Here is a 23,755-nt window from a genome sequence, read left to right as displayed (position 1 = left end):
CCTTGCCTGGATGTTCCACCCCATCCATCCACAGGCCTGACATGACCACGACCTCCACCGACCTCCTCCCGCTGCTGCAGCAGGTCCTGCAGGAGGCCGGCATCGCCAGCCACGTCGACGGTGACGCGCTGCTGCTGGACAGCGGCCTGCGCCTGACCCCGCATGCGATGGCCGCGCACGCGCGCGACAACGGCGGCTGGCAGACCTCTACCGTCATCGAGAGCCAGCATCCGCTGCTGTTCGCCGATGGCCTGTTCGAGTACCAGCACGCCAACGGTGCCGATGAGCAGGCATCGCTGCTGTCCGGCTTCCAGACCTGGGTGCGGGTGGACCTGGCGACGCTGCAGACCGCGATCGGCGCCGAAGACGCGCAGGGCCTGCCGATGATGGGCCTGACCTATCCGGCCGGTGACGATGGCGAGGAACACGAGCGCACCGTGGTACTGGGGCCGCTGGCGCACTACCGCGCACAGGAGGTGGATGCCTCCACCTGCAGCGAGGACGACCACGGTTCCTGCCCCTGCTGCCTGTTCACCCGCAGCATGGAGGCCTTCGATGAGCTGCTGAAAGCCCGCCAGTTCCTCGCCATCCGCCTGTTCGCCTCGCGCGATGCCGACGGCCTGTGCGAAGCCGACTGCCGGGTCAACGGCCACGACTTCGCCGCCGCCCTGCCCCTGCTGCGCGCCTACGCGGCCAGCTGGCCGCAGGCCGGGCTGGAGTTCCGCAAGCAGTACGTAGTGATCCGCACCGGCTCGCCGGGCTGACCCACCGCCACACCCGATACAGGCCGGTGCGGCTACACTGCGCGCCGGTTTCCCAAGCAACCGCACCTTCTTCCATCCCATTACGAGGCACCCCCGCGATGCTGTACGCGCAAGTCCACCTGACCCTTCCCGCCTGGATCCACGACCAGATCGACCTGGATCGTCGATATCCGGGCGATGAGGCCAAGGTCGCGCTGGCGATCGAGCTGTCGCGGCTGAACGTCGAGCACGCCAGTGGCGGCCCGTTCGGTGCGGTGGTGTTCGGCCCGGATGACAAGGTCATCGCCGCCGGCGTGAACCGGGTGATGCCGCACGCGACCTCGCTGGCGCACGCCGAGAACATGGCCTACATGCTGGCCCAGCAGCGCCTGCAGACCCCGCGCCTGAACGCAGTGCTGGCGCCGGTCACCCTGGCCACCAGTTCGCAGCCGTGCTGCCAGTGCTACGGCGCCACCGTGTGGGCCGGCATCGACCGCCTGCTGATCGGTGCCAACTCGGCCGACGTCGAAGAGCTGACCCCGTTCGACGAAGGCCCGCTGCCGGCCGACTGGGTGGGTGAACTCAACAAGCGCGGCATCGAAGTGGTGCAGGGCCTGAACCGCGACGCCGCACGCAGCGTGCTGCGTGCCTATGGGGAAAGCGATGGCGCCCGTTACTGAGGCCGGCATCGGCCTGCTGTGCCTGTGCCGGCAGGGCTTCGAGCCCGAGCTGGCCGGCGAACTGCAGTTCCGCGCCGGTGAAGCCGGTTTCGCCGGTTATGCGCGCACCCAGCGCAATGATGGCTACGTGCTTTTCATGTGCGACGAAGCTGCGGCACTGGCGCCGCGCCTGCGCTGGCGCGAACTGATCTTCGCGCGGCAGAAGCTGGTGGTGCTGGCCGAGCTGCCGCAGCTGGACCCGGCCGACCGCATCACCCCGATGCTGGAGGTGCTGGCCGATGCGCCGCGCTTCGGCGACCTGTGGGTGGAGCATCCCGACTCGGACGCCGGCAAGCCGCTGTCCGGGCTGGCCCGTGCCTTCGGCAATGCGCTGCGCCCGGCGCTGCGCAAGGCCGGCAAGCTCACTGACAAGCCGAACGACCGTCTGCCGCGCCTGCACGTGGTGTTCGTCGACGGCACCCACGCCTTCGTCTGCGTAGCCGACCCGGCCGACAGCGCACCGTGGGCATTGGGCATCCCGCGATTGAAGCTGCTGCCCGAAGCGCCGTCGCGTTCGGCACTGAAGCTGGACGAAGCCCTGCTGACCCTGCTGGCGCCGGAAGAACGCGAAGCGCTGGCCAGGCCCGGCATGCGCGCGGCTGACCTGGGTGCCGCACCCGGCGGCTGGACCTGGGTGCTGACCCGCCAGCACATGCACGTGCTGAGCATCGACAACGGCCCACTGCGCCAGCACGTGCTGGACACCGGCCTGGTCGAGCACCTGCGTGCCGATGGCTTCCACTGGCACCCGGAACAGCCGCTGGACTGGATGGTCTGCGACATGGTCGAGCAGCCGCGGCGCGTGGCCGAACGCATGGCCACCTGGTTCCGCGAAGGCTGGTGCAGGCACGCGATCTTCAACCTGAAACTGCCGATGAAGAAGCGCTGGGACGAAACCCGCTTGTGCCTGGACCTGTTCCAGGAGCAGGCCGGCAAGCCGCTGGTGGTCCGCGCCAAGCAGCTCTATCACGACCGTGAGGAGATCACGGTACTGGCCTCGCCGCTGCGCTGAGGAACATGCCCGCCGGGCATGGCCCGGCGCTACCGAGGAAGGGAAACATGCGATACCACCCGCTCGCCATGCTGATCACCGTGCTGGCAGCCGCACCGGCCATTGCCCAGCAGCTGCCGCACACCCCTGCACAGAGCCAGCCACTGGGCCCGACCGGCGGCGCGATCCGCCAGCAACCGCTGGATGCCGGCCGGGTCAGCGGCAGCGTCGAGATTGCACGGCCAGCCGGCGAGGCACAGGTGACCGTGCGTTCGCTGGAACCGAGCAGCGTGGTCGGCCAGTACCGCATCCACTTCGCCGCGCTGGATGTGAACAGCGATGGTTTCATCAGTCGCGAAGAAGCGCAGGCGAATCCGGCGCTGGCCGATGAGTTCAATGCGTTGGACGTGAAGCGTCGCGGCAAGCTGGATCGTGCCGACCTGGCTGGTTGGCTGGTTGATTGATCCACCGGCGCGATCTTCATCCACGCATGGCGTGGATCTACTGGATCAACGGCGGTAGCGGAGCCCGCTTCTGGTAGGTGCCAACCTTGGTTGGCACATCCATCAGGCATCCTGGGCCCAGATGAGGCGAGGGTATTTCCAGCCTTGTGCCAACCAAGGTTGGCACCTACCAGAGCGGCGTTGGCACCTGCCAGAGCGACCTGTACTCCGGTCAGACCCCGGCGGCGCGCTTCCAGAACGCCTGCACCAGCGGCGGCCATTTGCCGACGCAGCCCAGTGCGCGTCCACGGGCCAGGGTCAGGTGCATTTCGTCGTTGGAGAACAGGCGGTTGATCGCATCGAAACTGTAGGCGGCGATGTGGTTGTCGCTGCGCCGTTCGCGTGCCCAGCGCTGCAGGCGCTGCGGCGACAGCCGCGGCTGGCCGCGGCGTTCGGCCGACGGCGCCAGCCACTGCTGCAGGGCGGCGACATCGCGCAGGCCCAGGTTCACGCCCTGCCCGGCCAGCGGATGCACCACATGCGCAGCATCACCCAGCGCCAGCACGCGGCCAGCCACGTAGTGACGGGCCAGCTGGCGACGCAGCGGGAAGGCCGCACGCGGTGATGCCAGCCGCAGTTCGCCCAGGCGCGCAGCAAAGGCCCGTGTCAGCTCGCGGTTGAAGGCGTCCTCGTCCAAGGCCAGCACGCGAGCCGCTTCGTCTTCGGGCAGGGTCCAGACGATCGAACTGCGCCGCTCGGCCACCGGCAGCAGCGCCAGCGGTCCGGTCGGCAGGAAGCGCTGCCAGGCGGTGGCCTGGTTCGGCAGCTCGCTGTCCACGTAGGCCACCACGCCACGCTGGTGGTAGTCATGCCGCTCGACCTCGATCCCGGCTAGCTGGCGCAAGGTTGACTCGGCACCGTCGGCGGCCACCGCCAGCGCCGCTTCCAGGCGGCGCCCGTCATCCAGCCGCAGGCGCACGCCGTCTTCATCCTGTTCCAGCGCTTCCACCCGTGCCGGGCAGTGCAGCTGCACGCCCGCCGCCGGCAGCGCCGCCCACAGGCGATCCTGCAGCAGGCCGTTCTCGACGATGTAGCCCAGCTCACGACGGCCGAAGCGATCGGCGTCGAACAACAGATCCTCGCCACCCGCGGCATCCCACACCTGCATGCGCCGGTAAGGCCAGGCGCGGGCCTGCGCGATGGCTGGCCACACACCCAGGCGGTTCAACAGCTGCACGTTGTCGGCGGCGAAGGCGAACACCCGCAGGTCCGGCTGTGCGGCCTGCCACGGTGCCGGTTCGCGGCCTTCCACCAGCGCAACCGACAGGCCGGCATCGGCCAGCGCCAGCGCACACGCGGCACCGACCACGCCACCACCAACGATGGCCACATCAAGACGCGTGCGCCGGCTCATGCGGCTTCTCCGCGGCACAGGCGCGGCACGTCACCACGGAAGCCCATCGCACCACCGACCAGCATCGACTGCACCGACGCGCGCTGTGCGGCCACCAGGCCGAGGCTGCGCAGCGGCCGCATCAGTGGTGCCGGGTTGCTGGTCAATCGTGCCAGGCCACCGGAGAACGCCACCGTCTGCCGGCGATCTTCCTCGCGGCGCGCGACGTAGGCCTTCAGCAGCGCATCGCTGCCGGCATCCTCATGCGCATCCTCCAGCAGTTCGGCCAGGGTCAGCGCATCGCGAAGGCCCAGGTTGAAGCCCTGTGCGCCCAGCGGATGGATGGTCTGCGCGGCATTGCCGAGCAGCACCGTGCGCTCACCGGCCAGCGCGCGCGCCAGCACCTGGATGAGCGGGTAGGCACTGCGCGGGCCGGATTCAAGCAGGCGGCCGGCACGCCAGCCGATCGCGTTCTGCAGGCGTTGCAGCCAGGCCGCATCGTCCAACGCCATCACCGCATCGACCTGGTCGCGCGCTACGCCGTGCACGGTTCCGAAGTGACGATCGCCACGCGGCAGCAGGGCGGTTGGGCCGGTATCGGTGAAGCGTTCCCAGGCGGTGCCATCCGGCGCGCGCTGGCTGCGCACGCGGGCCACGAACAGGGTCTGCTGGAAATCATGGCGGTCGACTTCGATGCCCAGCGCGCCACGCACGCCGCTGGTGGTGCCATCGGCCCCCACCACCAACCGTGCCAGCAGCACGCGTTCGCCAGCCTCGTCAGCCACCCGTACCTGGCGGTAACCATCGACCACCTCACCCAGCCCCAGGAACCGCATCGGCCGGTAACGGCGCAGGCGCGGCAGTTCCTGCAGGCGCGCTTCCAGCGCCTGGCCGAAATCGCGCGCGACCACCACCTGGCCGAACCACGGCCGGTCGTAATCGGCCGCTTCGAGCTGCACACGGCCGAAATCGCCGGCACGACTGACATGGATGCGCCGGATCGGGCCCGGTGCCATCGCCAGCTTCTGCATCACCCCCAGCGCGGTCAGCGCATTGACGGTGGCAGCGGCGAAACTGAGATTGCGCTGGTCGAACACCGCAGGCAGCTCGCCGGCCGGGCTGGCCTCAAGCAGGCCCACGTCGCGGCCCAGGCGGTCCAGGGCAATGGCCAGGCTGGCACCCACCAGGCCACCACCGACAATCAGCACGTCATGTCGTTCACTCATGTGTTCATGATACGCGCTCGCCCCGACTGTACGCCGAACGGGCGGCACCTGCGCCAACCTGCGCGGCGGGCTAGAATGAAACCTGAATCCGCTCCGGGCCCCCACCATGTCCGATACCGCCAACCGCGCCTTCGTCCTGTCCGTACTCGTACTGCTGCTGGCGGCGACCCGGGTCAATCACTTCGCGGCCATTCCGGATGCCTCCTGGGCCGTGTTCTTCATCGGTGGCTTCTACCTGGCGCGCTGGACGCGCTGGGCGTTCCCGCTGCTGATGGTGTTCGCGGTGCTGGTGGACTGGATCGTGATCCGCAGCAGCGGTCTGGATTTCTGGCAGCACTACTGCGTGTCGCCGGGCTACTGGCTGCTGCTGCCTGCCTACTTCTCTTTGTGGGCCGGCGGCATGCTGCTGGGCCGCAACTACCAGAGCGCGCGCTGGCCGGTACTGGCCAAGGGCGCACTGCTGCTGGTCGCTTCGGTGGCGGTCTGCCACCTGCTGGCACAGGGCGGTTTCTACTGGAGCAGCCGCAACGTGGCCGAGCCGACCCTGGCCGGCTGGGCACAGAACTACGCGCAGTGGTTCGGGCCCTACCTGCGCACCACGGCGATCTATGTGGCGCTGGCCGCCGCCCTGCAGCTGGCCGTGGAGCAGGTGCTGAAGCTCCAGCAGGCCCGCCGCGACATCCGCCACTGAGCCGCGCCATGGGTCATCGCCTCTCGCGCATCTACACCCGCACCGGCGACGACGGCAGTACCGGCCTTGGCGACGGCCAGCGCGTAGCCAAGGATGACGCCCGCGTGGCGTCCTACGGCACCGTCGACGAGGCCAATGCCGCGCTCGGCCTGCTGCTGGCCGCGCCCCTGCCCGAGGATGTGCGCGCGCTGGTGGTGCATCTGCAGCACCAGTTGTTCGACCTGGGCGCCGAGCTGTGCATTCCCGGCCATGCCGCGATCCACGCCGCCGACGTCTCGGCCCTGGAACAGCAGCTGGACCATTACAACGCCGACCTGCCGATGCTGAAGGAATTCATCCTGCCGGCCGGCGGCGAAGCCGCCGCGCGCTGCCATCTGGCCCGCACCATCGTCCGCCGCGCCGAGCGCGAGACGGTCACCCTGGCCCGCCACGAGGCCGTGCGCAGCGAGGCGCTGCAGTATCTCAACCGGCTGTCGGACCTGCTGTTCGTGCTGGCCCGGGTGCTGGCCCGTGCCGATGGCCACGGCGAAGCGCTGTGGCAACCACAGCAGCGCCAGCGCTGAGTCGGCACGATGCTGGTCTATACCCACCCGTCCTGCCTGCTGCATGACCCCGGCCCCGGCCACCCGGAGTGCCCGCAGCGCCTGCAGTACGTACTCGACGCACTGCACGCCGCCTTCCCTGATCAGCTGGACTGGCGCGAGGCGCCGCCGGCCAAGTTCGGCGAACTGACCCGGGTCCACGACAGCGCCCTGCTCGACTTCGTGCTGCAGCCGCAGACCGCGCCGCTGCGCCAGCTGGACATGGACACCTGGACCTCGCCCGGCTCGGCCAGCGCCGCCGTGCACGCCGCCGGTGCCGGCGTGGCCGCGGTCGATGCGGTGATGCTGGGCGAGGACCCGCTGGCCTTCTGCGCGGTACGCCCGCCGGGCCACCACGCCACCAGCAGCACGGCGATGGGCTTCTGCCTGCTGAACAACATCGCCATCGCTGCCGCCTATGCCCGTGACCGCCATGGCCTGGAGCGGATCGCGGTGGTCGATTTCGACGTCCACCACGGCAATGGCACCCAGGACATCTTCCAGCACGATGCCCGGGTCTCCTACTACAGCACCCACCAGGCCGGGCTGTTCCCCAATTCCGGCCTGCGCCGCGACCGCGGTGCCGGCAACCTGATGAACATCCTGTTGCCACCGGGCAGCGGCGGCTTCCGCTTCCGCAACGTCTGGGCCGACGAGATGCTGCCAGCCATCGACGACTTCCGTCCGCAGCTGCTGCTGATCTCCGCCGGCTTCGACGCCCACCTGCGCGACCCGCAGGCCGATCTGATGCTGGAGACCGACGATTTCGCCTGGATCACCCGTGAACTGCATGCGCTGGCACGCCGTCACGCCGCCGGCCGGGTGGTCTCGATGCTGGAGGGAGGCTACGACCTGCAGGCCCTGGCCGAGTGCAGCGTGGCCCATGTCCAGGCCCTGATCACACCCTCTGCGGGTGCCTCCGCCGGATGAACCCGAACCGGCAGGCTCCGGCGCCCTTCATTGCCCCTATGCAAGGGATGGGGCAAGCTACCGTCCGTTTTCGCCCGAATCCGAACCGCGTGCGCCGAGCCCTCCGCCTGCTTCCCCTGCCTCTGAGCATCGCCATCAGCCTGCCGGCGATGGCCGATGATAAGCCGCTCAACTGGGGCCTGTGCCCGGCCACCGACGTCATTCCCGCATTCACCGACGCCCCTACCCCGGTCCCGGCCCAGGACAAGGCTGCTGCCGCAGCCGCCCGCGAGAACCAGCCGACCGACATCGAAGGCGACCAGCTGCTGGGCACCACCACGGTGCCGCAGTACGAGGGCAACGTGGCGCTGCGCCGGGGTGACCAGTTCGTCGGTACCGACAAGCTCAGCTTCGACACCGAGACCGGCAACTACATCGCCGACGGCAATGTCCGCTACCAGGACGGGTCGATCCGGATGGTCGCCAAGCGCGCCGAAGGCAACCAGGAAAGCGACACCCACAAGATCTCCGACATCAAGTACCAGCTGGTGTCGCGCCGGGGCAACGGTGATGCCGAGTCGGTCGACCTGCAGGGCGCGGTCGGCCAGATGCACCGCTCCACCTACACCACCTGCGACCCGTCGCAGCCGGTATGGAAGCTGTCGGCGCCGCAGATCGAAGTGGACAACGACGAAGGCTTCGGCACGGCCCGCAACGCCGTGCTGCGCATTGGCAAGGTGCCGGTGCTGTGGGCGCCCTACTTCAAGTTCCCGATCGATGACCGTCGCAAGACCGGCCTGCTGTTCCCGCAGCTGGGCATGTCCGGCCGCAACGGTGTCGACTACGCGCAGCCGATCTACTTCAATCTGGCGCCGAACTACGACGACACCCTGACCCCGCGCTACATGAGCCGGCGCGGCCTGCTGCTCGACAATGAGTTCCGCTACCTCTACAACGGCGGTCGTGGCGAGGTGCTGACCAGCTACATGCCCAACGACAAGCTGCGCGACCGCGACCGCGGCCGTGTGATGTTCGACGGCTACCACAACGTGAACAGCCACTGGCAGGCCCGCGCCAACCTTGCCTGGGTGAGCGACGAACGCTATGTCGAGGACTTCGCCAACCGCCTGGTGGGGGTGACCGCCTCCAACCTGCAGAGCACCATCGGCCTGTACGGCACCGGCCAGAACTGGACGGCCGGCATCATGGCCGACCGCTGGCAGCTGACCGACTACACCCTCGACGAGCGCGCCCTGCCCTACAACCGCGAGCCACGCCTGTTCTTCAACTGGAACAAGCCGGTGCTGCCGTGGCTGGAAACCGGCATCTACACCGAAGCGGTGCGTTTCACCCACGACGACGTCAACTTCAAGTACGACGCCAGTGCCGGCACCGACCTGCAGTACACCCGCAACGGGCAGGTGCAGCGCATGTTCGGTGGTTCGCGCCTGGACGTGAAGCCGTACGTGTCGTTCCCGATCAGTGGCGCAGCCTGGTACGTAACCCCGACCCTGGCCTACCGCTACACCGCCTATGACCTGGATCGCGGCCTGGCCGACAGCGTCCGCCGTACCGTGCTCACCTCCCAGGGCATCGATCCGAACACCGCCACGCCCGAGCAGCTGCGCGGCAATACCTCGCCCAGCCGCAGCCTGCCGATCGGCAGCCTCGATGCCGGCCTGTTCTTCGACCGCGAGACCACCATCCGCGGCAAGTCGTTCCTGCACACCCTGGAGCCACGCCTGTTCTACCTGCGCACGCCCTACCGCAACCAGGACGAGCTGCCGATCTTCGACACCCGTGACTTCACCTTCAGCTGGGGCCAGCTGTTCCGCGACTCGCGCTATACCGGCGCCGACCGCCAGAACGATGCCAACCAGCTGACCCTGGCACTGGGCACCCGCTTCATCGACCAGACCACCGGCAAGGAACGCTTCTCGGCCGCGATCGGCCAGATCCAGTACTTCGACGAATCGCGGGTGAGCACCACGCCGGGCGGCGCGCCGGTGGAGAAGGGCAAGTCGGCGTGGATCGCCGACGGCAACTACATGATCAACGACCGCTGGACCCTGGGCGCCACCTACCAGTGGGACCCGAAGTACAAGCGCGAGGATCTGGCCAGCGTCCGCGCCCGTTATCTGATGCCCAACGATGGCGTGATCAACCTCAGCTACCGCTACCGCATCAATGCCGGCGCCCCGGCAACCGCCAACAAGCATGACCGGACCCTGCTGGAGCAGGCCGACCTGTCGTTCCTGTACCCGCTGAATGCGCGCTGGAGCCTGGTGGGCCGGTATTACTACTCACTGCAGGACAAGGAACCGCTGGAGATCATCGCCGGCGTGCAGTGGGACAGCTGCTGCCTGGCCGTGCGTGCAGTGGCCCGCCGCTACGTGCGCAACCGCGAAGGCGACATGAACAATTCCATCCAGCTGGAGTTCGTCCTCAAGGGCCTCAGCTCCATCGGCCAGGACACGGACCGTACGCTGCGCCGTGCTATCCTCGGCTACAACCGCGACGACCTCTATCTCGTGCCGCCCAGCAACACCGGGGCGACCCGGGATGACTACGATCCGAATCAGATCCCATGACCAAGCGCTTCCCCGTTCTTCTCGCCTCCCTGCTGGCGGTGTCCAGCGTGTCCGCCCCCCTGCAGGTGCTCGCGCAGGAGGCGCAGCCGTTGGACCGCATCGCCGCCGTCGTCGACGAGGACGTGATCCTGCAGAGCGAGCTCCAGCGTGCGATCGCCAACATCAAGGCGCAGTACGCCGGCCGTGAGAACCAGCTGCCGCCGGAAGACGTGCTCAGCCGCCAGGTGCTCGAGCGCCTGGTGCTGGTCAAGCTGCAGGTGGCCCGCGCCCAGGGCAGCGGCATCCGCGTCAGCGACCAGGAGCTGAACCAGGCGATGAATGCCATCGCCCAGCAGAACGGCTCGAACCTGGATGCACTGCGCCAGCGCCTGGCCCACGACGGCATCGACTTCAACGATTTCCGCGCTTCGGTGCGCGATGAAATCACCGTGCAGCGCCTGCGCCAGAGCTTCGCGCAGAGCCGCATCAGCGTCAGCGAGGGCGAAGTCGACGCCGCCCTGAAGCAGCAGGCCACGGTTGGCAACCAGTACCACCTGGCGCACATCCTGATCGCCCTGCCCGACGGCTCCAACGCCGACCAGATCGCCACCGGCCAGAAGAAGGCCGAAGGCGTGAAGGCCCTGCTGGACAAGGGTGAGCTGGACTTCAACGCCGCCGCCGTGCGTTATTCGGACAGCCCCAACGCGCTGGAAGGCGGCGACCTGGGCTGGCGCAGCCTGGACGAAATCCCGCAGGCCTTCGCGCAGATGATGGAAAAGATGAAGCCCGGCGAAGTGGTCGGCCCGATCCGCGGCCCCAGCGGCTTCCAGCTGCTGAAGCTGGTGGAAGTGCGTGATGCCAGCGCCGCCAGCGGTGGCGAGCACACGGTCACCGAGTACCACGGCCGCCACATCCTGGTGCGCGTGGACGATCACCAGACCGACGCTGCCGCCAAGGCCAAGATCGATACCCTGCGTGCCCGCATCGCCGGTGGCGCGGACTTCGAGACCGTGGCCAAGGAGTCCTCCGAGGACAACAACAGCAAGGGCCAGGGCGGCGATCTGGGCTGGTTCCCGGCCGACGCGTTCGGTCCGGCGTTCGGCCAGCAGGTGTCCGGCATCCAGGACGGTGGCGTCAGCCAGCCGTTCCGCACCGATGCCGGCTGGCACATCGTGCAGCGCGTGGGCACCCGCCAGACCGACGTGACCACTGACAACCAGCGTGCCCAGGTCCGCGAGACCATCGGCCGCCGCAAGCTGGAAGACGAGTACAACCGCTTCCTGCAGGAACTGCGTGGCGAAGCCTACGTCAGCTTCCGCAGCGGCGACCGCGCGGAAAACACCGCCACGCCGCCGCAGTCCTGACCGATGCGCCCCGAGCTCGCTCTGGTACCGGGCGAGCCCGCCGGGATCGGCCCGGAGCTGTGTGTCCGCCTCGTCCAGCAGCCGCGTGAAGATTGCCGGCTGCTGGCCTTCGCCGACCCGGATACCCTGCGCGCGGCCGCGGCCGCGCTGAACCTGCCCCTGCAGCTGTTGCCCGAGGACGCCGAAGCACGCGTCCCCGGCGATCTGCGTGTGCGCGTGGTAGCCAATACCGTGCCCAGCCACTTCGGCCAGGCCAATCCGGCCAATGCCGGCGCCGTCATCGGCGCCCTGCTCGGTGCCGGCCAGGCCTGTCTGTCCGGCGAACTGCACGGCGTAGTCACCGGCCCGGTGCACAAGGCGGTCATCAACGAAGGCGGCATCGCCTACAGCGGCACCACCGAACTGCTGGCCGACCAGGCCGGGGTGAAGGTGGTGATGATGCTGGCCAACCACATCGTGCGCGTGGCCCTGGCCACCACCCACCTGCCACTGCGCGAGGTGGCCGACGCGATCACCGCGCCCGGCCTGGAACACACCCTGCGCACCGTGCACGCTGCGCTGCGCCGCGAATTCGGCCTGCCCGCGCCACGCATCGCCGTGCTCGGCCTGAACCCGCATGCCGGTGAAGACGGTCATCTGGGCCGCGAGGAACTGGACCTGGTCATCCCGCTGCTGCAGCGCCTGCGCGCGGAGGGCATGGACCTGATCGGGCCGCTGCCGGCCGATACCGCCTTCCTGCCGGCCAAGCTGGCAGGCTTCGACACCGTGCTGGCGATGTACCACGACCAGGGCCTGCCGGTGCTGAAGTATTCGGGCTTCGAGCAGGCGGTGAACCTGACCCTGGGTCTGCCCTACCCGCGCGTGGCGGTGGACCATGGCACCGCGCTGGACCTTGCCGGCCGCGGCATTGCCGATCCTTCCAGCCTGCAGGCGGCAACGACGTTGTGTGCGCAGCTTGCGCGGCAACGTACACTGAGCGCATGAATTCCCCGCATTCCCCCTCCGGCCCGGTGTTCACCGCCCCGGCCAAGAAGCAGCTTGGCCAGCATTTCCTGGCCGACCGCCACTACATCGACAAGATCGTGATGGCGGTCAACCCGAAAGACGGTGACCGCCTGGTCGAGATCGGCCCCGGCCAGGGCGCGATCACCCTGCCGCTGCTGCGCGTGCATCCGAAACTGACGGTGATCGAGTTCGACCGCGACCTGATCGCGCCGCTGACCGCCGCCGCCGAGCCGCTGGGCGAGCTGACCATCGTCCACCGCGACGTGCTGCGCGTGGACTTCACCGAGCTGGCTGCCGGCCAGTCGATCCGCCTGATCGGCAACCTGCCCTACAACATCTCCTCGCCGATCCTGTTCCATGCACTGGAACATGCGGCGGTGATCCGCGACATGCACTTCATGCTGCAGAAGGAAGTGGTCGACCGCATGGCCGCCGGCCCCGGCAGCAAGGTGTACGGCCGGCTCAGCGTGATGCTGCAGGCCTACTGCCAGGTGACCTCGCTGTTCGTGGTGCCGCCGGGCGCGTTCCGGCCGCCGCCGAAGGTCGATTCGGCCGTGGTGCGGCTGGTGCCGCGTGACCCGGCCACGATCAACATCCACGACCACAAGCGTTTCGCCGAGGTGGTCAAGGCCGCCTTCGGGCAGCGCCGCAAGACCCTGCGCAACGCCCTGAACAACGTGGTGTCCGCCGAACAGTTCGTTGCCGCCGGCGTGCGTCCCGATGCCCGCGCCGAACAGCTGGACGTGGCCGAATTCATCGCTTTGGCCAATGCCTCCTGATTACACTGCCGGTATGGAAGACGCTGACGTTTATGCCATCTCCGTCGAAGTCGCACCGCGCTTCCTCGACGATCAATCCGCGCCGGAAGACGGGCGCTATGCGTTCGCCTACACGATCCGCATCCACAACCAGGGGCGTGTTGCCGCGCGCCTGGTCGCACGCCACTGGCGTATCACGGATGCCAACGGCCGCGTCGAGCATGTCGATGGTGACGGGGTGATCGGCGAGCAGCCGCGCCTGCGTCCCGGTGAAGACTTCCATTACACGTCCGGTGTCATGCTGGGGACCGATCACGGGACCATGCAGGGCCACTACGACATGGTCGCCGACGACGGCACCGAATTTGCCGCGCCGGTCGCACCTTTCGTGCTGGCCATCCCGCGTACCCTGCACTGACACGGAGGCCGAACGATGAGTGTGTGGGCGATCGGCGACCTGCAGGGCTGCTATGACGTCACCCAGCGACTGCTGGAGAAGATCCGTTTCGACCCGGCGCAGGACACCCTGTGGTTCTGCGGCGACCTGGTCAACCGCGGTGGCCAGTCACTGGAAACGCTGCGGCTGGTGCATTCGCTGCGCGAGCACAGCGTAGTGGTGCTGGGCAACCATGACCTTTCGCTGCTGGCCGTCGGTGCGCGCACCGAAGAGGAACAGCGCAAGGTCAACCCGGACCTGCTGCGCATCGTGCAGGCCGAGGACCGCGACGAACTGCTCGACTGGCTGCGCCTGCAGAAGCTGCTGCACGTGGACCGCGAGCTGGGCTGGATGATGGTGCACGCCGGCCTGGCGCCGAAGTGGACCACGCAGATGGCCGAGAAGCATGCAGCCGAAGTCGAGGTGCAGCTGCACGGCGCCGGCTACCGCAAGCTGTTCCGCAACATGTACGGCGACAAGCCGAGCTGGGCACCGAACCTGTCCGGCTACGACCGCTCGCGCGCGATCATCAACGTGCTCACCCGCATGCGCTACTGCACCCCGCGCGGGCGTATCGGCATCGAGGACAAGGGCACGCCGGGTACCCAGGAACAGGGGCTGTATCCCTGGTTCGAAGTGCCGGGCCGGGTCGAGCGTGACCTCAAGGTCGTCTGCGGCCACTGGTCGGCGCTGGGCCTGACCATCACCCAGGGCGTGCACGCCATCGACACCGGCGCGGTCTGGGGCGGCAAGCTGACCGCGATCCAGCTCGATACCGATGAACTGCGCGTGGTGCAGGTGCCAGGCCGCGATGTACCGGCACCCGTGCCCAACGCCCGCCCGCCAGCGCGCCCGGCGCACGAGCGCCCGGCCGCACCGGCGCAGGGCAAGGAACAGGGCGGCGGCAATGCTCCGGCCGCCAACCCGGGCAACCGCGGCCCGCGCCGTCGTCGTCGCCGTGGTGGCGGTGGCGGTGGTGGCTCCGGCGGTCCCAACAACAACAGCACCCCGCCGCAGGCATGACGCGGCACGGCTGGGCACCATGGACGGTGCTGCTGCTGACGCTGGCCCTGGCCAGCGGCTGCCAGCCCGGCTCGCCGACTGCTCCCACGGCTGCGGACAGCGCTGAACGCACACCGACGCCACCACAGGCGCCTTCGCCGCCACTGGTGGCTGCGGCGCGCGCGCAGATCGGCGTCACCACCCGCTACGACCCTGCCTATCAAGTGCTGGCCTATCCCGGCGGCGACGTGCCACTGGATCGCGGCGTGTGCACCGATGTGGTGGTGCGCGCCCTGCGCAGCCAGGGCCTGGACCTGCAGGCACGCGTGCATGAAGACATGCGCGGCAACTTCAGTGCCTATCCGGCGATCTGGGGCCTGTCACGGCCGGACCGCAACATCGATCATCGTCGCGTACCGAACCTGATGCGCTGGTTCGAGCGGCAGCGCTGGCAGCAGCCGATCAGCACCGCCGCCGCCGACTACGCAGCCGGCGACATCGTCGCCTGGAAGCTCAACGGCAACGGCCTGCTGCATGTGGGTATCGTCTCCGACCGGCGCTTGGCCAATGGCACGCCGCTGGTGCTGCACAACATCGCGCGCGGCACGCGGGAAGAGAACCTGCTGTTCCAGCACACGATCATCGGGCATTACCGGATGCCGTAGGCAATCCTGTAGAGCCGAGCCATGCTCGGCTACGGGATGTGTCCGGCAACAGCAGCCGAGCATGGCTCGGCTCTACAGATGCGCAGCGATCAGCGGCGCACGTAGTGCACGAAGCGGAACGCGTAGGCGTGGCGTTCGTCGGCCGGGTGCGGCTCGCTGCTCACTTCCCGCCAGTCCTGCGCATCCACTTCGGGGAAATGCGTGTCGGCGGGCACTTCAGCATTCACCCAGGTCAGGTACAGGTCACTGGCCTGGTCGAGCAGCTGGCGGAAGATCTCGCCGCCGCCGATGATGCACAGCTCGCTCGCGCCCTCGCCTTCGGCAATCAACTTCGCTTCGTCCAGCGACGCCACCGCACGCATGCCCTCGAATGGCACCTGGCCGCTGCGGGTCAGCACCAGGTTGGTCCGCCCCGGCAGCACGCGGCCGATCGACTCGGCGGTCTTGCGCCCCATCAGGATCGGCTTGCCCAGGGTGAGCGCCTTGAAATGCTTGAAATCATCCGGCAGGTGCCAGGGCATGGCATTGCCCTGGCCGATGCCACGGTTGCGGTCCAGCGCCACGATCATCGACAGCTTCATTGCTACCACCTCCTCAGCTGGCGTCGATCTGCAGGCGTTCGCAGGCAGCGTTTGCGGCACTGGCGGCCTGCAACGCCGCAGCCAGCGCAGGGCTGGACGTGGTCTGCTCATCCAGGCCAGCGAGGATCTTCTGCTTCTGCGCCTCTTCGATCTCCTTCAGGCCCGGTCCCGACAGGATCTCTGCCGACAGCGCAGCGATATCGTCGCTGGCGCCGCGCGCCAGGAACGCTTTCAGCTGGTCGTTGGAATAGACGGTGGCCAGACCCTGTTCAAGCTCACGCTGATACGCCGGGTTCTCGACGCCCGCCTTCAGGTGCTCGGTCATCGCCGTGTACATGCCGGTTACCGCCTCACGCATCTGCGCCCGGCAGCCTTCCGGAACATCCTGGGGCAGCATCGTGCTGCCGTTGAATGCTCCGGCGAACGCCTGCACTTCCTCGCGCATGTGCTTGTGCACGATCTGCTCATTGACCTGCCTGGCCAGCGACAGTGTATCCGCCGCTGCGGCCTGGGCCATGCCCAGAGGCAGCGCAGCGCACAGCGCCAACAGACACCGGGACAGCATGCGCGCGCTCATACCGCCACCGGCGCCTTGATCGCCGGATGCGGATCGTAGCCGTCGATGCGGATGTCGTCGAACTGGAAGCCGAACAGGTCGGTCACCTCCGGGTTCAACCACAGCGTCGGCAGCGCGCGCGGTTCACGCGACAGCTGCTCGCGGGCCTGCTCGAAGTGGTTCGAATACAGGTGCGCATCGCCCAACGTGTGCACGAAGTCACCCACGCCCAGGCCGGTGGCCTGCGCCACCATGTGAGTCAGCAGCGCGTAGCTGGCAATGTTGAACGGCACGCCGAGGAAGATGTCGCCGCTGCGCTGGTACAGCTGGCAGCTGAGCTTGCCGTCCACCACGTAGAACTGGAACAGGTTGTGGCACGGCATCAGCGCCATCTGCGAGAGCTCGCCCACGTTCCAGGCACTGACCACCAGCCGGCGCGAGTCGGGGTTGCGCTTGATCTCGTCCACCAGCCACTGCATCTGGTCGATCTCGCGACCGTCGGCGGTAGCCCAGCTGCGCCACTGCTTGCCGTAGACCGGGCCGAGGTCGCCGTTCTCGTCGGCCCACTCGTCCCAGATCCGCACCTGGTTGTCCTTCAGGTAGCCGATATTGGTGTCGCCCTTCAGGAACCACAGCAGCTCGTGGATGATCGAGCGCAGGTGCAGCTTCTTGGTGGTGACCAGCGGGAAGCCTTCGGCCAGGTTGAAACGCATCTGCCAGCCAAACACGCTGCGGGTGCCGGTGCCGGTGCGATCACTTTTCTCGGCGCCGTGTTCGAGCACGTGCGAGAGCAGGTCCAGGTAAGCCTTCATGCCTTGCCCTCGGCAGCTACCAGCGGCTGCGGCTGCAGTACCGGCGCGCGGCGCGACATCACCAGCAGCACCAGGCCGAAGGCGATCAGCGGCAGGCTGAGGATCTGGCCCTTGGTCAGCCAGCCGAAGGCGATGTAGACGCCGTTGTCGGGCATGCGCACGAACTCGAGGCCGAAACGGAAGATGCCGTACATCAGTGCGAACAGGCCCGATACCACATAGCGATGACGCGGCTTGGCCGAGACCCACCACAGCACGGTGAACATCACCAGGCCTTCCAGTGCCGCCTCATACAGCTGCGAAGGGTGGCGCGCGTACTGGTTCAGCGCACCGGTTGCAAATTGCGCCTGCAGGGTCGCGTGGTCGAGCTGGTTCAGCGGAGCCGGCAGGCCGGACGGGAACACCACGCCCCAGGTACCGTCGGTGTACTTGCCCCACAACTCGGCACCGATGAAATTGCCAACCCGACCCAAAGCCAGGCCGATCGGCACCAGTGGGGCGATGAAATCAACAGTGTCGAACAGGTGCAGACGGTTGCGGCGCGACCACCACCAGCACGCAACCACGACGCCCAGCAGGCCGCCATGGAAGCTCATGCCGCCATCCCACACCTTGAACAGCAGCAGCGGGTTGTGCAGGAAATCGCCCAGCGCGTAGAACAGCATGAAGCCGATGCGCCCGCCCAGCACCACGCCGAGCATGGCGTAGAACAGCAGGTCCGAGAAGCCGTTGGCATCGACCCCCGGCAGGCGCCCGTCGGCGATGCGCTTGCGGCCCAGCAGCCAGGCCGCAGTGAAGCCGAGCAGGTACATGTGATGCCGTACCAGTGCACCTTGATCGGCCCCAGCGAGAGGGCGATGGGGTCGATGTCGTGGAAATAGATCATGGAAGGTGCCTTGCGGTTGAACGCCTATTCTCGGGCCAGTGCCGCCCCGGCTCAACCAAGGAGCTGGGGCGTGTTGGGCAGGCCGTCATCGTTCGACCGCGTCGAGGCCGGAAAGTGCCCTTCGATCAGGCTGGAGACCTCGTCGATGGCATCCTGCAGCGCTTCCACCGGATGGGAACCACGCAGCCCCTCGCGCAGGTGGGTGCAGACCCGCTGCCACTGTGCCGGGCTGACCCGGCCCTGCAGGCCACGGTCGGCGACGATCTCGATGGCGTGGTCAGCCAGCAGGAGGTAGATCAGCACGCCGTTGTTGTGGGTGGTATCCCAGGTGCGCAGGCGCGCAAAGGCGTGCTCGGCGGCCTGGCGCGGGGTCACCCTGTGCCACAGCGCACCCAGCGGCAGGTCCGCTTCCACTGCGAACATCACCTGCCCACCGTGGCGCTGCTCACCGGCCGCGATGGCCTCGGTGATCGCCTGCAGTGTGGCCGGCGGGAACGCGCGCCGCACCGAGGGCGAAAACACGTGCCGACATAGACGTTGGATCATCACCAGCCCCCCGAAGCACCGCCACCACCGGAGCGGCCACCACCGCCACCCCAGCCGCCGCCACCACCAAATCCACCGCCCCCGCCGAAGCCGCCTCCGCCACCCCAGCTGCCACCGCCCCAGCCGCCGCCGCCGGCAAAGCGGCCCGGATGACCGGAGAGCATGGCCACGATCAGCCCTACGACGCCTGCCAGGCCACTGGCCAGCAGCGTGGACGTGAACAGGAACGCCGCCAGCGCTGCACCGGCACCACCCAGCAGGCCACGCAGCGGTCGCGGCACGCGCGAGAACACGCCGCGCAGGATGCTGCCGGCGAACACACCGATGAACAACGCCAGGAACCAGGTATCGCCGCCACCACCAGGTTCCCGACCGCGATGGCCGCTGACCGGTGCCGGCAGCGTTTCGCCGTCGATCAGCTTGACCAGCACCGCCGTGGCGTCGGTGATGCCACCGGCGTAGTCGCCGCTGCGGAAGCGCGGCACCAGGTATTCCTGGATGACCCGGTTGGCGATGGCATCGGGAATGGCGCCTTCCAGACCGTAGCCCGGCTCGATGCGCACGCGCCGGTCGTCCTTGGCCACCACCAGCAGCACCCCGTCATCCACGCCCTTGCGGCCGATCTGCCACTGGTCGAAGACCCGCGTGGTGTACTGCGCGATGTCTTCCGGCTGGGTGGTCGGCACCACCAGCACCTGCAGCTGGCTGCCCTTGCGCTGCTGCAGTTCGATCGCCTGCTGCACCAGCGCCTCCTTCTGCGCGGCATCCAGCGTGCCGGTGGTATCGACCACCGGCGAATCCAGCGCAGGAACCGGCGCCAGCTGCTGCGCATGCGAGGCCAGCGGCAGCCACAGCAGCAGGGCCAGCAGCGCAGAGGCCAGGCGCATCGATCAGGTCCCCGGCTGCGGTGCCGGCTGCTGCTGCGGCGCGTTGCCGAAATCGACCGCCGGCGCGTTGGAGATCTGCGCTTCGTTGTCCACGGTGAAGTTCGGCTTGGTCTTGTAGCCGAAGATCTTGGCGGTGATCACCTGCGGGAACGAGCGGATGTAGGTGTTGTAGTCCTGCACCTGCTGGATGTAACGGCCACGGGCGACGGTGACCCGGTTCTCGGTACCTTCCAGCTGCGCCTGCAGGTCGCGGAAGTTCTGGTTCGACTTCAGTTCCGGATAGTTCTCGGTGACCACCAGCAGCCGCGACAGCGCGCTGCCAAGTTCGCCCTGGGCCTGCTGGAACTGCTTGAGCGAGGCTTCGTCGTCGGCATTGACGTTGATCTGGCCGACACGCGAACGGGCGTTGGTCACTTCAGTCAGCACGCGCTCTTCCTGGCTGGCGAAGCCTTTCACGGTCTGCACCAGGTTGGGCACCAGGTCGGCGCGGCGCTTGTACTGGTTGATGACCTCCGACCAGCTGGCCTTGACCGCTTCATCCTTCTGCTGGATGGCGTTGTAGCCGCAGCCGGAGAGCAGGGAGGCCAACAGCATCAGGGGCAGGACACGGGTGAACAGGCGCATGGCGGAGGTTCCGGGTGGGCTTGGCGCCGAGCATGCCATGGTTCGGGTGAAAGACCGGCCATCGGGCGCCGCCCCCTCCGCGGTGGTTGTTTGCTGGTTCTCTGGGGGTGGCCGGGAGGGTGGGTTGGCTGGGGGGCGCTGCAAGTACGTCCATGTAAGCTCGATCGCCGCTTGCTCGTGTGCGCTGTCCTGCGCGCACGGCAAGGCCAGGGTCGGGCGTCCTGCCCAACCCGCCCGAGGCATGCCTCGGGCCCATGCGGCTCACGCCCCCAGCCAACCCACCCTCCCGGCCACGGACAATTTCCTGCGCACCGCGGGAAGATCACAAAGAAAAAAACAAAAGCAAAAGCCGGTTCTTCAGGCATTCGTGTCGACCAAGGTCGACACCTACCAAAGCAGAACGACGTTCCGACAGACCGCGGGAATCTGTCGAAGGCGGGGTGGGTCCGGTTGCGGGGGTGTACGCGGCATGGATGCCGCGGCCAAGCCTCCATGGACGGATTCACGGCGTCCCCCGCAACCGGACCCACCCCGCCAACCCGCGGAATGCAGGCTCTTGCTGTTGCTCTGGATTCTGCGGGTGCAGGGCTGCAAGCCCTGCCGGAACCCCACATCACTCAGCAAGCCTCAGCCACCGCAGTGCGCGGACGCCCCAGCCATGCCAGCAGCAACCCCGAGGCCGCCAGCAGGCCACCGGCCACCGGAATCGCGGCATAGCCCAGGCCCGAACTGATCACCGCACCGCCCAGCGCCGCACCCACGGCATTGCCCAGGTTGAACGCACCGACGTTGATCGACGACGCCAGTCCCGGCGCCTCGCTGGCCGCCTGCATCACCCGGATCTGCAACGGCGGCACGATGGCGAAAGTCGCCGCGCCGAACAGCAGCACACCCAGCGCCGCCGTGGCGTGATTCATGAAGGCCAGCGGCAGCACGAACATCAACACGGCCAGGACCGCCAGCAGGATGCGGGTGGCACCATCCAGCGACCAGTCGGCCATGCGCCCACCGATGCCATTGCCGAAGGTGAAGCCGATACCGATCAGCGCCAGCGACATCGCGATGAAGGCGTTGGAGGCACCGGTCAGTTCGGTCAGCACCGGTGCCACGTAGGTATAGAGGGTGAACATCGCGCCGGCGCCAAGCACGGTGGTAGCCATCGCCAGCAGCACCTGCGGCTGCAGGATCGCTCTCAGTTCGCGGCGCACGTCCGGGCGCGGCCCCGGCGCGGATGCCGGCAGCGCGAGGCCGAGCGCGGTGATCGCGACCAGGCCCAGCACCGCAGTACCGGCGAAGGACAGACGCCAGCCCAGCTGCTGGCCCACCCAGGTGGCCAGCGGCACACCGCCGATGTTGGCGATGGTCAGGCCCATGAACATGGTGGCCACGGCGGCAGCCTGCTTGTCCTTCGGCACCAGGCTGGCGGCAACCACCGCACCGATGCCGAAGAAGGCACCGTGATTGAGGCTGGTGACCAGACGCGACAGCAACAGCAGGCCGTAGTTCGGGGCCAGTGCCGAGAGCAGGTTGCCGACCACGAAGATCGACATCAGCAGCATCAGCGCGGTGCGCTTGCCAAACCGTCCCATCAGCAGGGTCATCACCGGCGCGCCCAGCATCACGCCCACGGCATAGGCGGTGATCAGCATGCCGGCTGTGGGAATGTTCACGCCGACGCCGTCGGCAATGACGGGCAGCAGGCCCATCGGCGCGAATTCAGTGGTGCCGATGGCGAAGGCGCCGACAGCAAGGGCCAACAAGGCGGCTCTGGAGTTCATGGGGTCATCCTGCGTGGGGCAGGTCCTGGAAAAGAGCGCGTAGCCTGCGCGCTTTGCTGCCGCGGATTAAGCCTCGCCCCGGGAAAACACTGTTGACCTCAATTCACAGCTGGCGGGAACCTCCCCGCCGGGCATGGCCCGGCGAGCCCAATCGGTCCCATAACGCAGAACCCCCGGCGCTGGCCGGGGGTTCTGGAAGACACATTGGCCTGTGATCTGCTTACCAGTCGCCAGCACCCGGCACATGGTGATCGCGTGCGCGGCGGCGCATCAGCAGGTTCAGCCATTCCACCAGCACCGAGAAGCCCATGGCGGCATAGATGTAGGGCTTGGGCACGTGCACGTCCAGGCCATCCAGGATCAGCACCGCACCGATCAACAGGATGAAGGCCAGTGCCAGCATCTTCACGGTCGGGTTTGCGTCGATGAAGCGGCCCAGCGGGTTGGCGGCCAGCAGCATCACCAGCACCGACAGCAGGATGGCGGCGACCATCACCGGGATGTGATCGGCGATGCCGACGGCGGTGATCACCGAGTCCAGCGAGAACACGATGTCGATGATGGCGATCTGCAGGATGACCATGCCGAATACACCCGAGGCCTTGCTGGTGGCTGGGTTCTCGTCTTCGCCACCGGTGATCAGTTCCTTGATCTCCATGTAGCCCTTGATGATCAGGAACAGGCCACCGACGATCAGCACCAGATCTCGGATGGAGATGCCCATACCAGCCACGGTGAACAGGTTGGCGGACATGTGCGCCAGATAGGCCAGCGACACCAGCAGGGCGATGCGGGTGATGCAGGCCACGGCGATGCCGAGCTTGCGCGCGAACGGGCGACGCTCTTCCGGCAGCTTGCTGACCGCGATGGAAATGAACACCAGGTTGTCGATGCCGAGCACGATTTCCAGTGCGCTCAGGGTGAACAGGGTCACCCAGGCATTGGGGTCGGCGAGGAACTCAAAGGACATGGAAACTCTTCAGGGCAGTGGGGGAATGGGGATCAGCCGTAATTGCCGGCCATTGCATGCGGGACCACAACCAGCGCCCAGCACAGAAGCACGTTCATCATCAGCACGAAGACCGCCGCCGAACCCATGTCCTTGGCGCGGCCGGCCAGCTCGTGGATCTCGCTGCCGTAACGTTCGATCACCGCCTCGATGGCCGAGTTGGCCAGTTCCATCGCCAGCACCAGCAGCATCGAGCCGATCAGCAGCGCGCGCTCGACCGGGGTCTGGCCCAGCCAGACCGCGACCGGCGTCAGCAGGATCAGCAGGTAGACCTCCAGCCGGAACGAGGACTCATGCAGCCAGGCGGCGCGCAGGCCCTGCCAGGACCAGCGCGCGGCCTGGAAGATGCGGCGCGGGCCGCGGGGCAGATGGCCGAACTGATCAGCCACGGGTGGAACATCCAGCAACAGGGGCGCGGCGCAGCGACCGCTCAGACGCACGGCAGGGAATCATGGGTGCACAGGGATAGGCAGATGGCCGCCATTTTGCCACAAGGCCGCCAGCCGCATCCCGGCACCGGCCCGGTGAATGGACTGCCAGGGGCAAGCCCCGGCCCGCCCCAGCTTCTATGATGGCTTTC

General features: G+C 67.8%; 25 protein-coding genes and 1 pseudogene. 14 read left to right on the top strand and 12 right to left on the bottom strand.

The genetic code is table 11. From position 1 onward, the window contains the following. Window positions 1-41: 41 nt before the first annotated feature. From ACZK2R_RS03425 to ACZK2R_RS03410, 4 genes are all read left to right on the top strand, one after another. Entirely contained in the window at window positions 42-764 is a 723-nt protein-coding gene (locus tag ACZK2R_RS03425) for a DUF6348 family protein (protein ID WP_100437918.1), read from the top strand. Window positions 765-862: 98 nt separating this feature from the next. Continuing rightward, a complete protein-coding gene (locus tag ACZK2R_RS03420; RefSeq protein ID WP_049398147.1) occupies window positions 863-1,423 on the top strand; it encodes a nucleoside deaminase in 561 nt (186 codons plus the stop codon). Next, window positions 1,407-2,474 (top strand): 23S rRNA (cytidine(2498)-2'-O)-methyltransferase RlmM, encoded by a 1,068-nt coding sequence (rlmM, locus tag ACZK2R_RS03415; protein WP_107431583.1) that lies wholly within the window; start codon window positions 1,407-1,409, stop codon window positions 2,472-2,474. The genes ACZK2R_RS03420 and rlmM overlap by 17 nt, the downstream gene beginning before the upstream one ends. A gap of 47 nt (window positions 2,475-2,521) precedes the next feature. Next, a complete protein-coding gene (locus ACZK2R_RS03410; protein WP_100437916.1) occupies window positions 2,522-2,917 on the top strand; it encodes an EF-hand domain-containing protein in 396 nt (131 codons plus the stop codon). Between the two features lie 211 nt (window positions 2,918-3,128). On the opposite strand, the gene ACZK2R_RS03405 is transcribed toward ACZK2R_RS03410, so the two are convergent. Together ACZK2R_RS03405 and ubiH are read right to left on the bottom strand one after the other, a co-directional pair. Next, entirely contained in the window at window positions 3,129-4,310 is a 1,182-nt protein-coding gene (locus tag ACZK2R_RS03405; protein ID WP_180838337.1) for a UbiH/UbiF family hydroxylase, read from the bottom strand. Beyond that, window positions 4,307-5,515 carry a 2-octaprenyl-6-methoxyphenyl hydroxylase gene (gene ubiH / locus ACZK2R_RS03400; RefSeq protein ID WP_125895687.1) on the bottom strand — a complete coding sequence of 403 codons (1,209 nt, stop codon included), beginning with the start codon at window positions 5,513-5,515 and terminating at the stop codon, window positions 4,307-4,309. The genes ACZK2R_RS03405 and ubiH overlap by 4 nt, the downstream gene beginning before the upstream one ends. Window positions 5,516-5,621: 106 nt before the next feature. Here ubiH and ACZK2R_RS03395 point away from each other — a divergent pair, with 106 nt between their 5' ends. The 10 genes from ACZK2R_RS03395 (at window position 5,622) to ACZK2R_RS03350 (ending at window position 15,496) form a co-directional block, all read left to right on the top strand. Continuing rightward, a complete protein-coding gene (locus ACZK2R_RS03395; RefSeq protein WP_019338105.1) occupies window positions 5,622-6,206 on the top strand; it encodes a hypothetical protein in 585 nt (194 codons plus the stop codon). An 8-nt stretch (window positions 6,207-6,214) separates the two neighbouring features. Next, a complete protein-coding gene (locus tag ACZK2R_RS03390; protein ID WP_049460916.1) occupies window positions 6,215-6,769 on the top strand; it encodes a cob(I)yrinic acid a,c-diamide adenosyltransferase in 555 nt (184 codons plus the stop codon). Window positions 6,770-6,778: 9 nt separating this feature from the next. Continuing rightward, on the top strand, window positions 6,779-7,717 hold the full coding sequence (locus ACZK2R_RS03385; RefSeq protein WP_032129908.1) for a histone deacetylase family protein: 939 nt from the start codon (window positions 6,779-6,781) through the stop codon (window positions 7,715-7,717). An 89-nt stretch (window positions 7,718-7,806) separates the two neighbouring features. After that, window positions 7,807-10,287 (top strand): LPS-assembly protein LptD, encoded by a 2,481-nt coding sequence (gene lptD, locus ACZK2R_RS03380; RefSeq protein ID WP_125895688.1) that lies wholly within the window; start codon window positions 7,807-7,809, stop codon window positions 10,285-10,287. After that, a complete protein-coding gene (locus tag ACZK2R_RS03375) occupies window positions 10,284-11,630 on the top strand; it encodes a peptidylprolyl isomerase (protein WP_032129906.1) in 1,347 nt (448 codons plus the stop codon). Before lptD ends, ACZK2R_RS03375 begins: the two co-directional genes overlap by 4 nt. Before the next feature lie 3 nt (window positions 11,631-11,633). Continuing rightward, window positions 11,634-12,614 carry a 4-hydroxythreonine-4-phosphate dehydrogenase PdxA gene (gene pdxA / locus ACZK2R_RS03370; protein WP_049398141.1) on the top strand — a complete coding sequence of 327 codons (981 nt, stop codon included), beginning with the start codon at window positions 11,634-11,636 and terminating at the stop codon, window positions 12,612-12,614. Continuing rightward, the gene (gene rsmA / locus ACZK2R_RS03365; protein WP_180838335.1) at window positions 12,611-13,414 is read left to right on the top strand and encodes a 16S rRNA (adenine(1518)-N(6)/adenine(1519)-N(6))-dimethyltransferase RsmA; all 804 of its coding nucleotides are present in this window, start codon (window positions 12,611-12,613) and stop codon (window positions 13,412-13,414) included. Before pdxA ends, rsmA begins: the two co-directional genes overlap by 4 nt. A 13-nt stretch (window positions 13,415-13,427) precedes the next feature. Further along, window positions 13,428-13,811 (top strand): Co2+/Mg2+ efflux protein ApaG, encoded by a 384-nt coding sequence (gene apaG / locus ACZK2R_RS03360; RefSeq protein WP_005412297.1) that lies wholly within the window; start codon window positions 13,428-13,430, stop codon window positions 13,809-13,811. A gap of 15 nt (window positions 13,812-13,826) precedes the next feature. Next, the gene (locus ACZK2R_RS03355) at window positions 13,827-14,852 is read left to right on the top strand and encodes a symmetrical bis(5'-nucleosyl)-tetraphosphatase (RefSeq protein ID WP_180838334.1); all 1,026 of its coding nucleotides are present in this window, start codon (window positions 13,827-13,829) and stop codon (window positions 14,850-14,852) included. Next, complete coding sequence (locus ACZK2R_RS03350) at window positions 14,849-15,496, top strand: DUF1287 domain-containing protein (protein ID WP_180838333.1); 648 nt, start codon at window positions 14,849-14,851, stop codon at window positions 15,494-15,496. The genes ACZK2R_RS03355 and ACZK2R_RS03350 overlap by 4 nt, the downstream gene beginning before the upstream one ends. Before the next feature lie 89 nt (window positions 15,497-15,585). Here ACZK2R_RS03350 and ACZK2R_RS03345 read toward each other — a convergent pair whose 3' ends face one another. From ACZK2R_RS03345 to ACZK2R_RS03300, 10 genes and pseudogenes are all read right to left on the bottom strand, one after another. Next, window positions 15,586-16,077, bottom strand: a complete 492-nt coding sequence (locus ACZK2R_RS03345; protein ID WP_125895693.1) for a dihydrofolate reductase — start codon at window positions 16,075-16,077, stop codon at window positions 15,586-15,588. 13 nt (window positions 16,078-16,090) lie between these two features. After that, window positions 16,091-16,654 carry a hypothetical protein gene (locus tag ACZK2R_RS03340; protein ID WP_258015810.1) on the bottom strand — a complete coding sequence of 188 codons (564 nt, stop codon included), beginning with the start codon at window positions 16,652-16,654 and terminating at the stop codon, window positions 16,091-16,093. After that, window positions 16,651-17,445, bottom strand: a complete 795-nt coding sequence (locus ACZK2R_RS03335) for a thymidylate synthase (protein WP_121504902.1) — start codon at window positions 17,443-17,445, stop codon at window positions 16,651-16,653. Before ACZK2R_RS03335 ends, ACZK2R_RS03340 begins: the two co-directional genes overlap by 4 nt. Then, window positions 17,442-18,331: pseudogene (lgt, locus tag ACZK2R_RS03330) on the bottom strand (prolipoprotein diacylglyceryl transferase). Before lgt ends, ACZK2R_RS03335 begins: the two are co-directional and overlap by 4 nt. Window positions 18,332-18,382: 51 nt before the next feature. Further along, window positions 18,383-18,877, bottom strand: a complete 495-nt coding sequence (locus ACZK2R_RS03325) for a TPM domain-containing protein (RefSeq protein WP_125895695.1) — start codon at window positions 18,875-18,877, stop codon at window positions 18,383-18,385. Continuing rightward, a complete protein-coding gene (locus ACZK2R_RS03320; protein WP_180838332.1) occupies window positions 18,877-19,764 on the bottom strand; it encodes a TPM domain-containing protein in 888 nt (295 codons plus the stop codon). Before ACZK2R_RS03320 ends, ACZK2R_RS03325 begins: the two co-directional genes overlap by 1 nt. A gap of 3 nt (window positions 19,765-19,767) precedes the next feature. Continuing rightward, a complete protein-coding gene (locus ACZK2R_RS03315; protein WP_032130538.1) occupies window positions 19,768-20,388 on the bottom strand; it encodes a LemA family protein in 621 nt (206 codons plus the stop codon). 617 nt (window positions 20,389-21,005) lie between these two features. Next, the gene (locus tag ACZK2R_RS03310) at window positions 21,006-22,166 is read right to left on the bottom strand and encodes an MFS transporter (RefSeq protein WP_032129923.1); all 1,161 of its coding nucleotides are present in this window, start codon (window positions 22,164-22,166) and stop codon (window positions 21,006-21,008) included. Between the two features lie 220 nt (window positions 22,167-22,386). After that, window positions 22,387-23,136, bottom strand: a complete 750-nt coding sequence (locus ACZK2R_RS03305; protein WP_004144462.1) for a TerC family protein — start codon at window positions 23,134-23,136, stop codon at window positions 22,387-22,389. A gap of 32 nt (window positions 23,137-23,168) precedes the next feature. Beyond that, the gene (locus ACZK2R_RS03300) at window positions 23,169-23,564 is read right to left on the bottom strand and encodes a diacylglycerol kinase (RefSeq protein WP_032129924.1); all 396 of its coding nucleotides are present in this window, start codon (window positions 23,562-23,564) and stop codon (window positions 23,169-23,171) included. Window positions 23,565-23,755 lie beyond the last annotated feature (191 nt).

The organism is Stenotrophomonas sp. 96582_Sma (assembly GCF_056480905.1).
Note: the sequence above shows the minus strand (reverse complement) of the source record. Positions and strands in the feature narration are given on the sequence as shown.

Bases quoted from the DNA above. Each gene is read 5' to 3' on its own strand.
- ACZK2R_RS03425 (WP_100437918.1), top strand. From the start codon at position 42: ATGACCACGACCTCCACCGACCTCCTCCCGCTGCTGCAGCAGGTCCTG.
- ACZK2R_RS03420 (WP_049398147.1), top strand. From the start codon at position 863: ATGCTGTACGCGCAAGTCCACCTGACCCTTCCCGCCTGGATCCACGAC.
- rlmM (WP_107431583.1), top strand. From the start codon at position 1,407: ATGGCGCCCGTTACTGAGGCCGGCATCGGCCTGCTGTGCCTGTGCCGG.
- ACZK2R_RS03410 (WP_100437916.1), top strand. From the start codon at position 2,522: ATGCGATACCACCCGCTCGCCATGCTGATCACCGTGCTGGCAGCCGCA.
- ACZK2R_RS03405 (WP_180838337.1), bottom strand. From the start codon at position 4,310: ATGAGCCGGCGCACGCGTCTTGATGTGGCCATCGTTGGTGGTGGCGTG.
- ubiH (WP_125895687.1), bottom strand. From the start codon at position 5,515: ATGAGTGAACGACATGACGTGCTGATTGTCGGTGGTGGCCTGGTGGGT.
- ACZK2R_RS03395 (WP_019338105.1), top strand. From the start codon at position 5,622: ATGTCCGATACCGCCAACCGCGCCTTCGTCCTGTCCGTACTCGTACTG.
- ACZK2R_RS03390 (WP_049460916.1), top strand. From the start codon at position 6,215: ATGGGTCATCGCCTCTCGCGCATCTACACCCGCACCGGCGACGACGGC.
- ACZK2R_RS03385 (WP_032129908.1), top strand. From the start codon at position 6,779: ATGCTGGTCTATACCCACCCGTCCTGCCTGCTGCATGACCCCGGCCCC.
- ACZK2R_RS03375 (WP_032129906.1), top strand. From the start codon at position 10,284: ATGACCAAGCGCTTCCCCGTTCTTCTCGCCTCCCTGCTGGCGGTGTCC.
- pdxA (WP_049398141.1), top strand. From the start codon at position 11,634: ATGCGCCCCGAGCTCGCTCTGGTACCGGGCGAGCCCGCCGGGATCGGC.
- rsmA (WP_180838335.1), top strand. From the start codon at position 12,611: ATGAATTCCCCGCATTCCCCCTCCGGCCCGGTGTTCACCGCCCCGGCC.
- apaG (WP_005412297.1), top strand. From the start codon at position 13,428: ATGGAAGACGCTGACGTTTATGCCATCTCCGTCGAAGTCGCACCGCGC.
- ACZK2R_RS03355 (WP_180838334.1), top strand. From the start codon at position 13,827: ATGAGTGTGTGGGCGATCGGCGACCTGCAGGGCTGCTATGACGTCACC.
- ACZK2R_RS03350 (WP_180838333.1), top strand. From the start codon at position 14,849: ATGACGCGGCACGGCTGGGCACCATGGACGGTGCTGCTGCTGACGCTG.
- ACZK2R_RS03345 (WP_125895693.1), bottom strand. From the start codon at position 16,077: ATGAAGCTGTCGATGATCGTGGCGCTGGACCGCAACCGTGGCATCGGC.
- ACZK2R_RS03340 (WP_258015810.1), bottom strand. From the start codon at position 16,654: ATGAGCGCGCGCATGCTGTCCCGGTGTCTGTTGGCGCTGTGCGCTGCG.
- ACZK2R_RS03335 (WP_121504902.1), bottom strand. From the start codon at position 17,445: ATGAAGGCTTACCTGGACCTGCTCTCGCACGTGCTCGAACACGGCGCC.
- ACZK2R_RS03325 (WP_125895695.1), bottom strand. From the start codon at position 18,877: ATGATCCAACGTCTATGTCGGCACGTGTTTTCGCCCTCGGTGCGGCGC.
- ACZK2R_RS03320 (WP_180838332.1), bottom strand. From the start codon at position 19,764: ATGCGCCTGGCCTCTGCGCTGCTGGCCCTGCTGCTGTGGCTGCCGCTG.
- ACZK2R_RS03315 (WP_032130538.1), bottom strand. From the start codon at position 20,388: ATGCGCCTGTTCACCCGTGTCCTGCCCCTGATGCTGTTGGCCTCCCTG.
- ACZK2R_RS03310 (WP_032129923.1), bottom strand. From the start codon at position 22,166: ATGAACTCCAGAGCCGCCTTGTTGGCCCTTGCTGTCGGCGCCTTCGCC.
- ACZK2R_RS03305 (WP_004144462.1), bottom strand. From the start codon at position 23,136: ATGTCCTTTGAGTTCCTCGCCGACCCCAATGCCTGGGTGACCCTGTTC.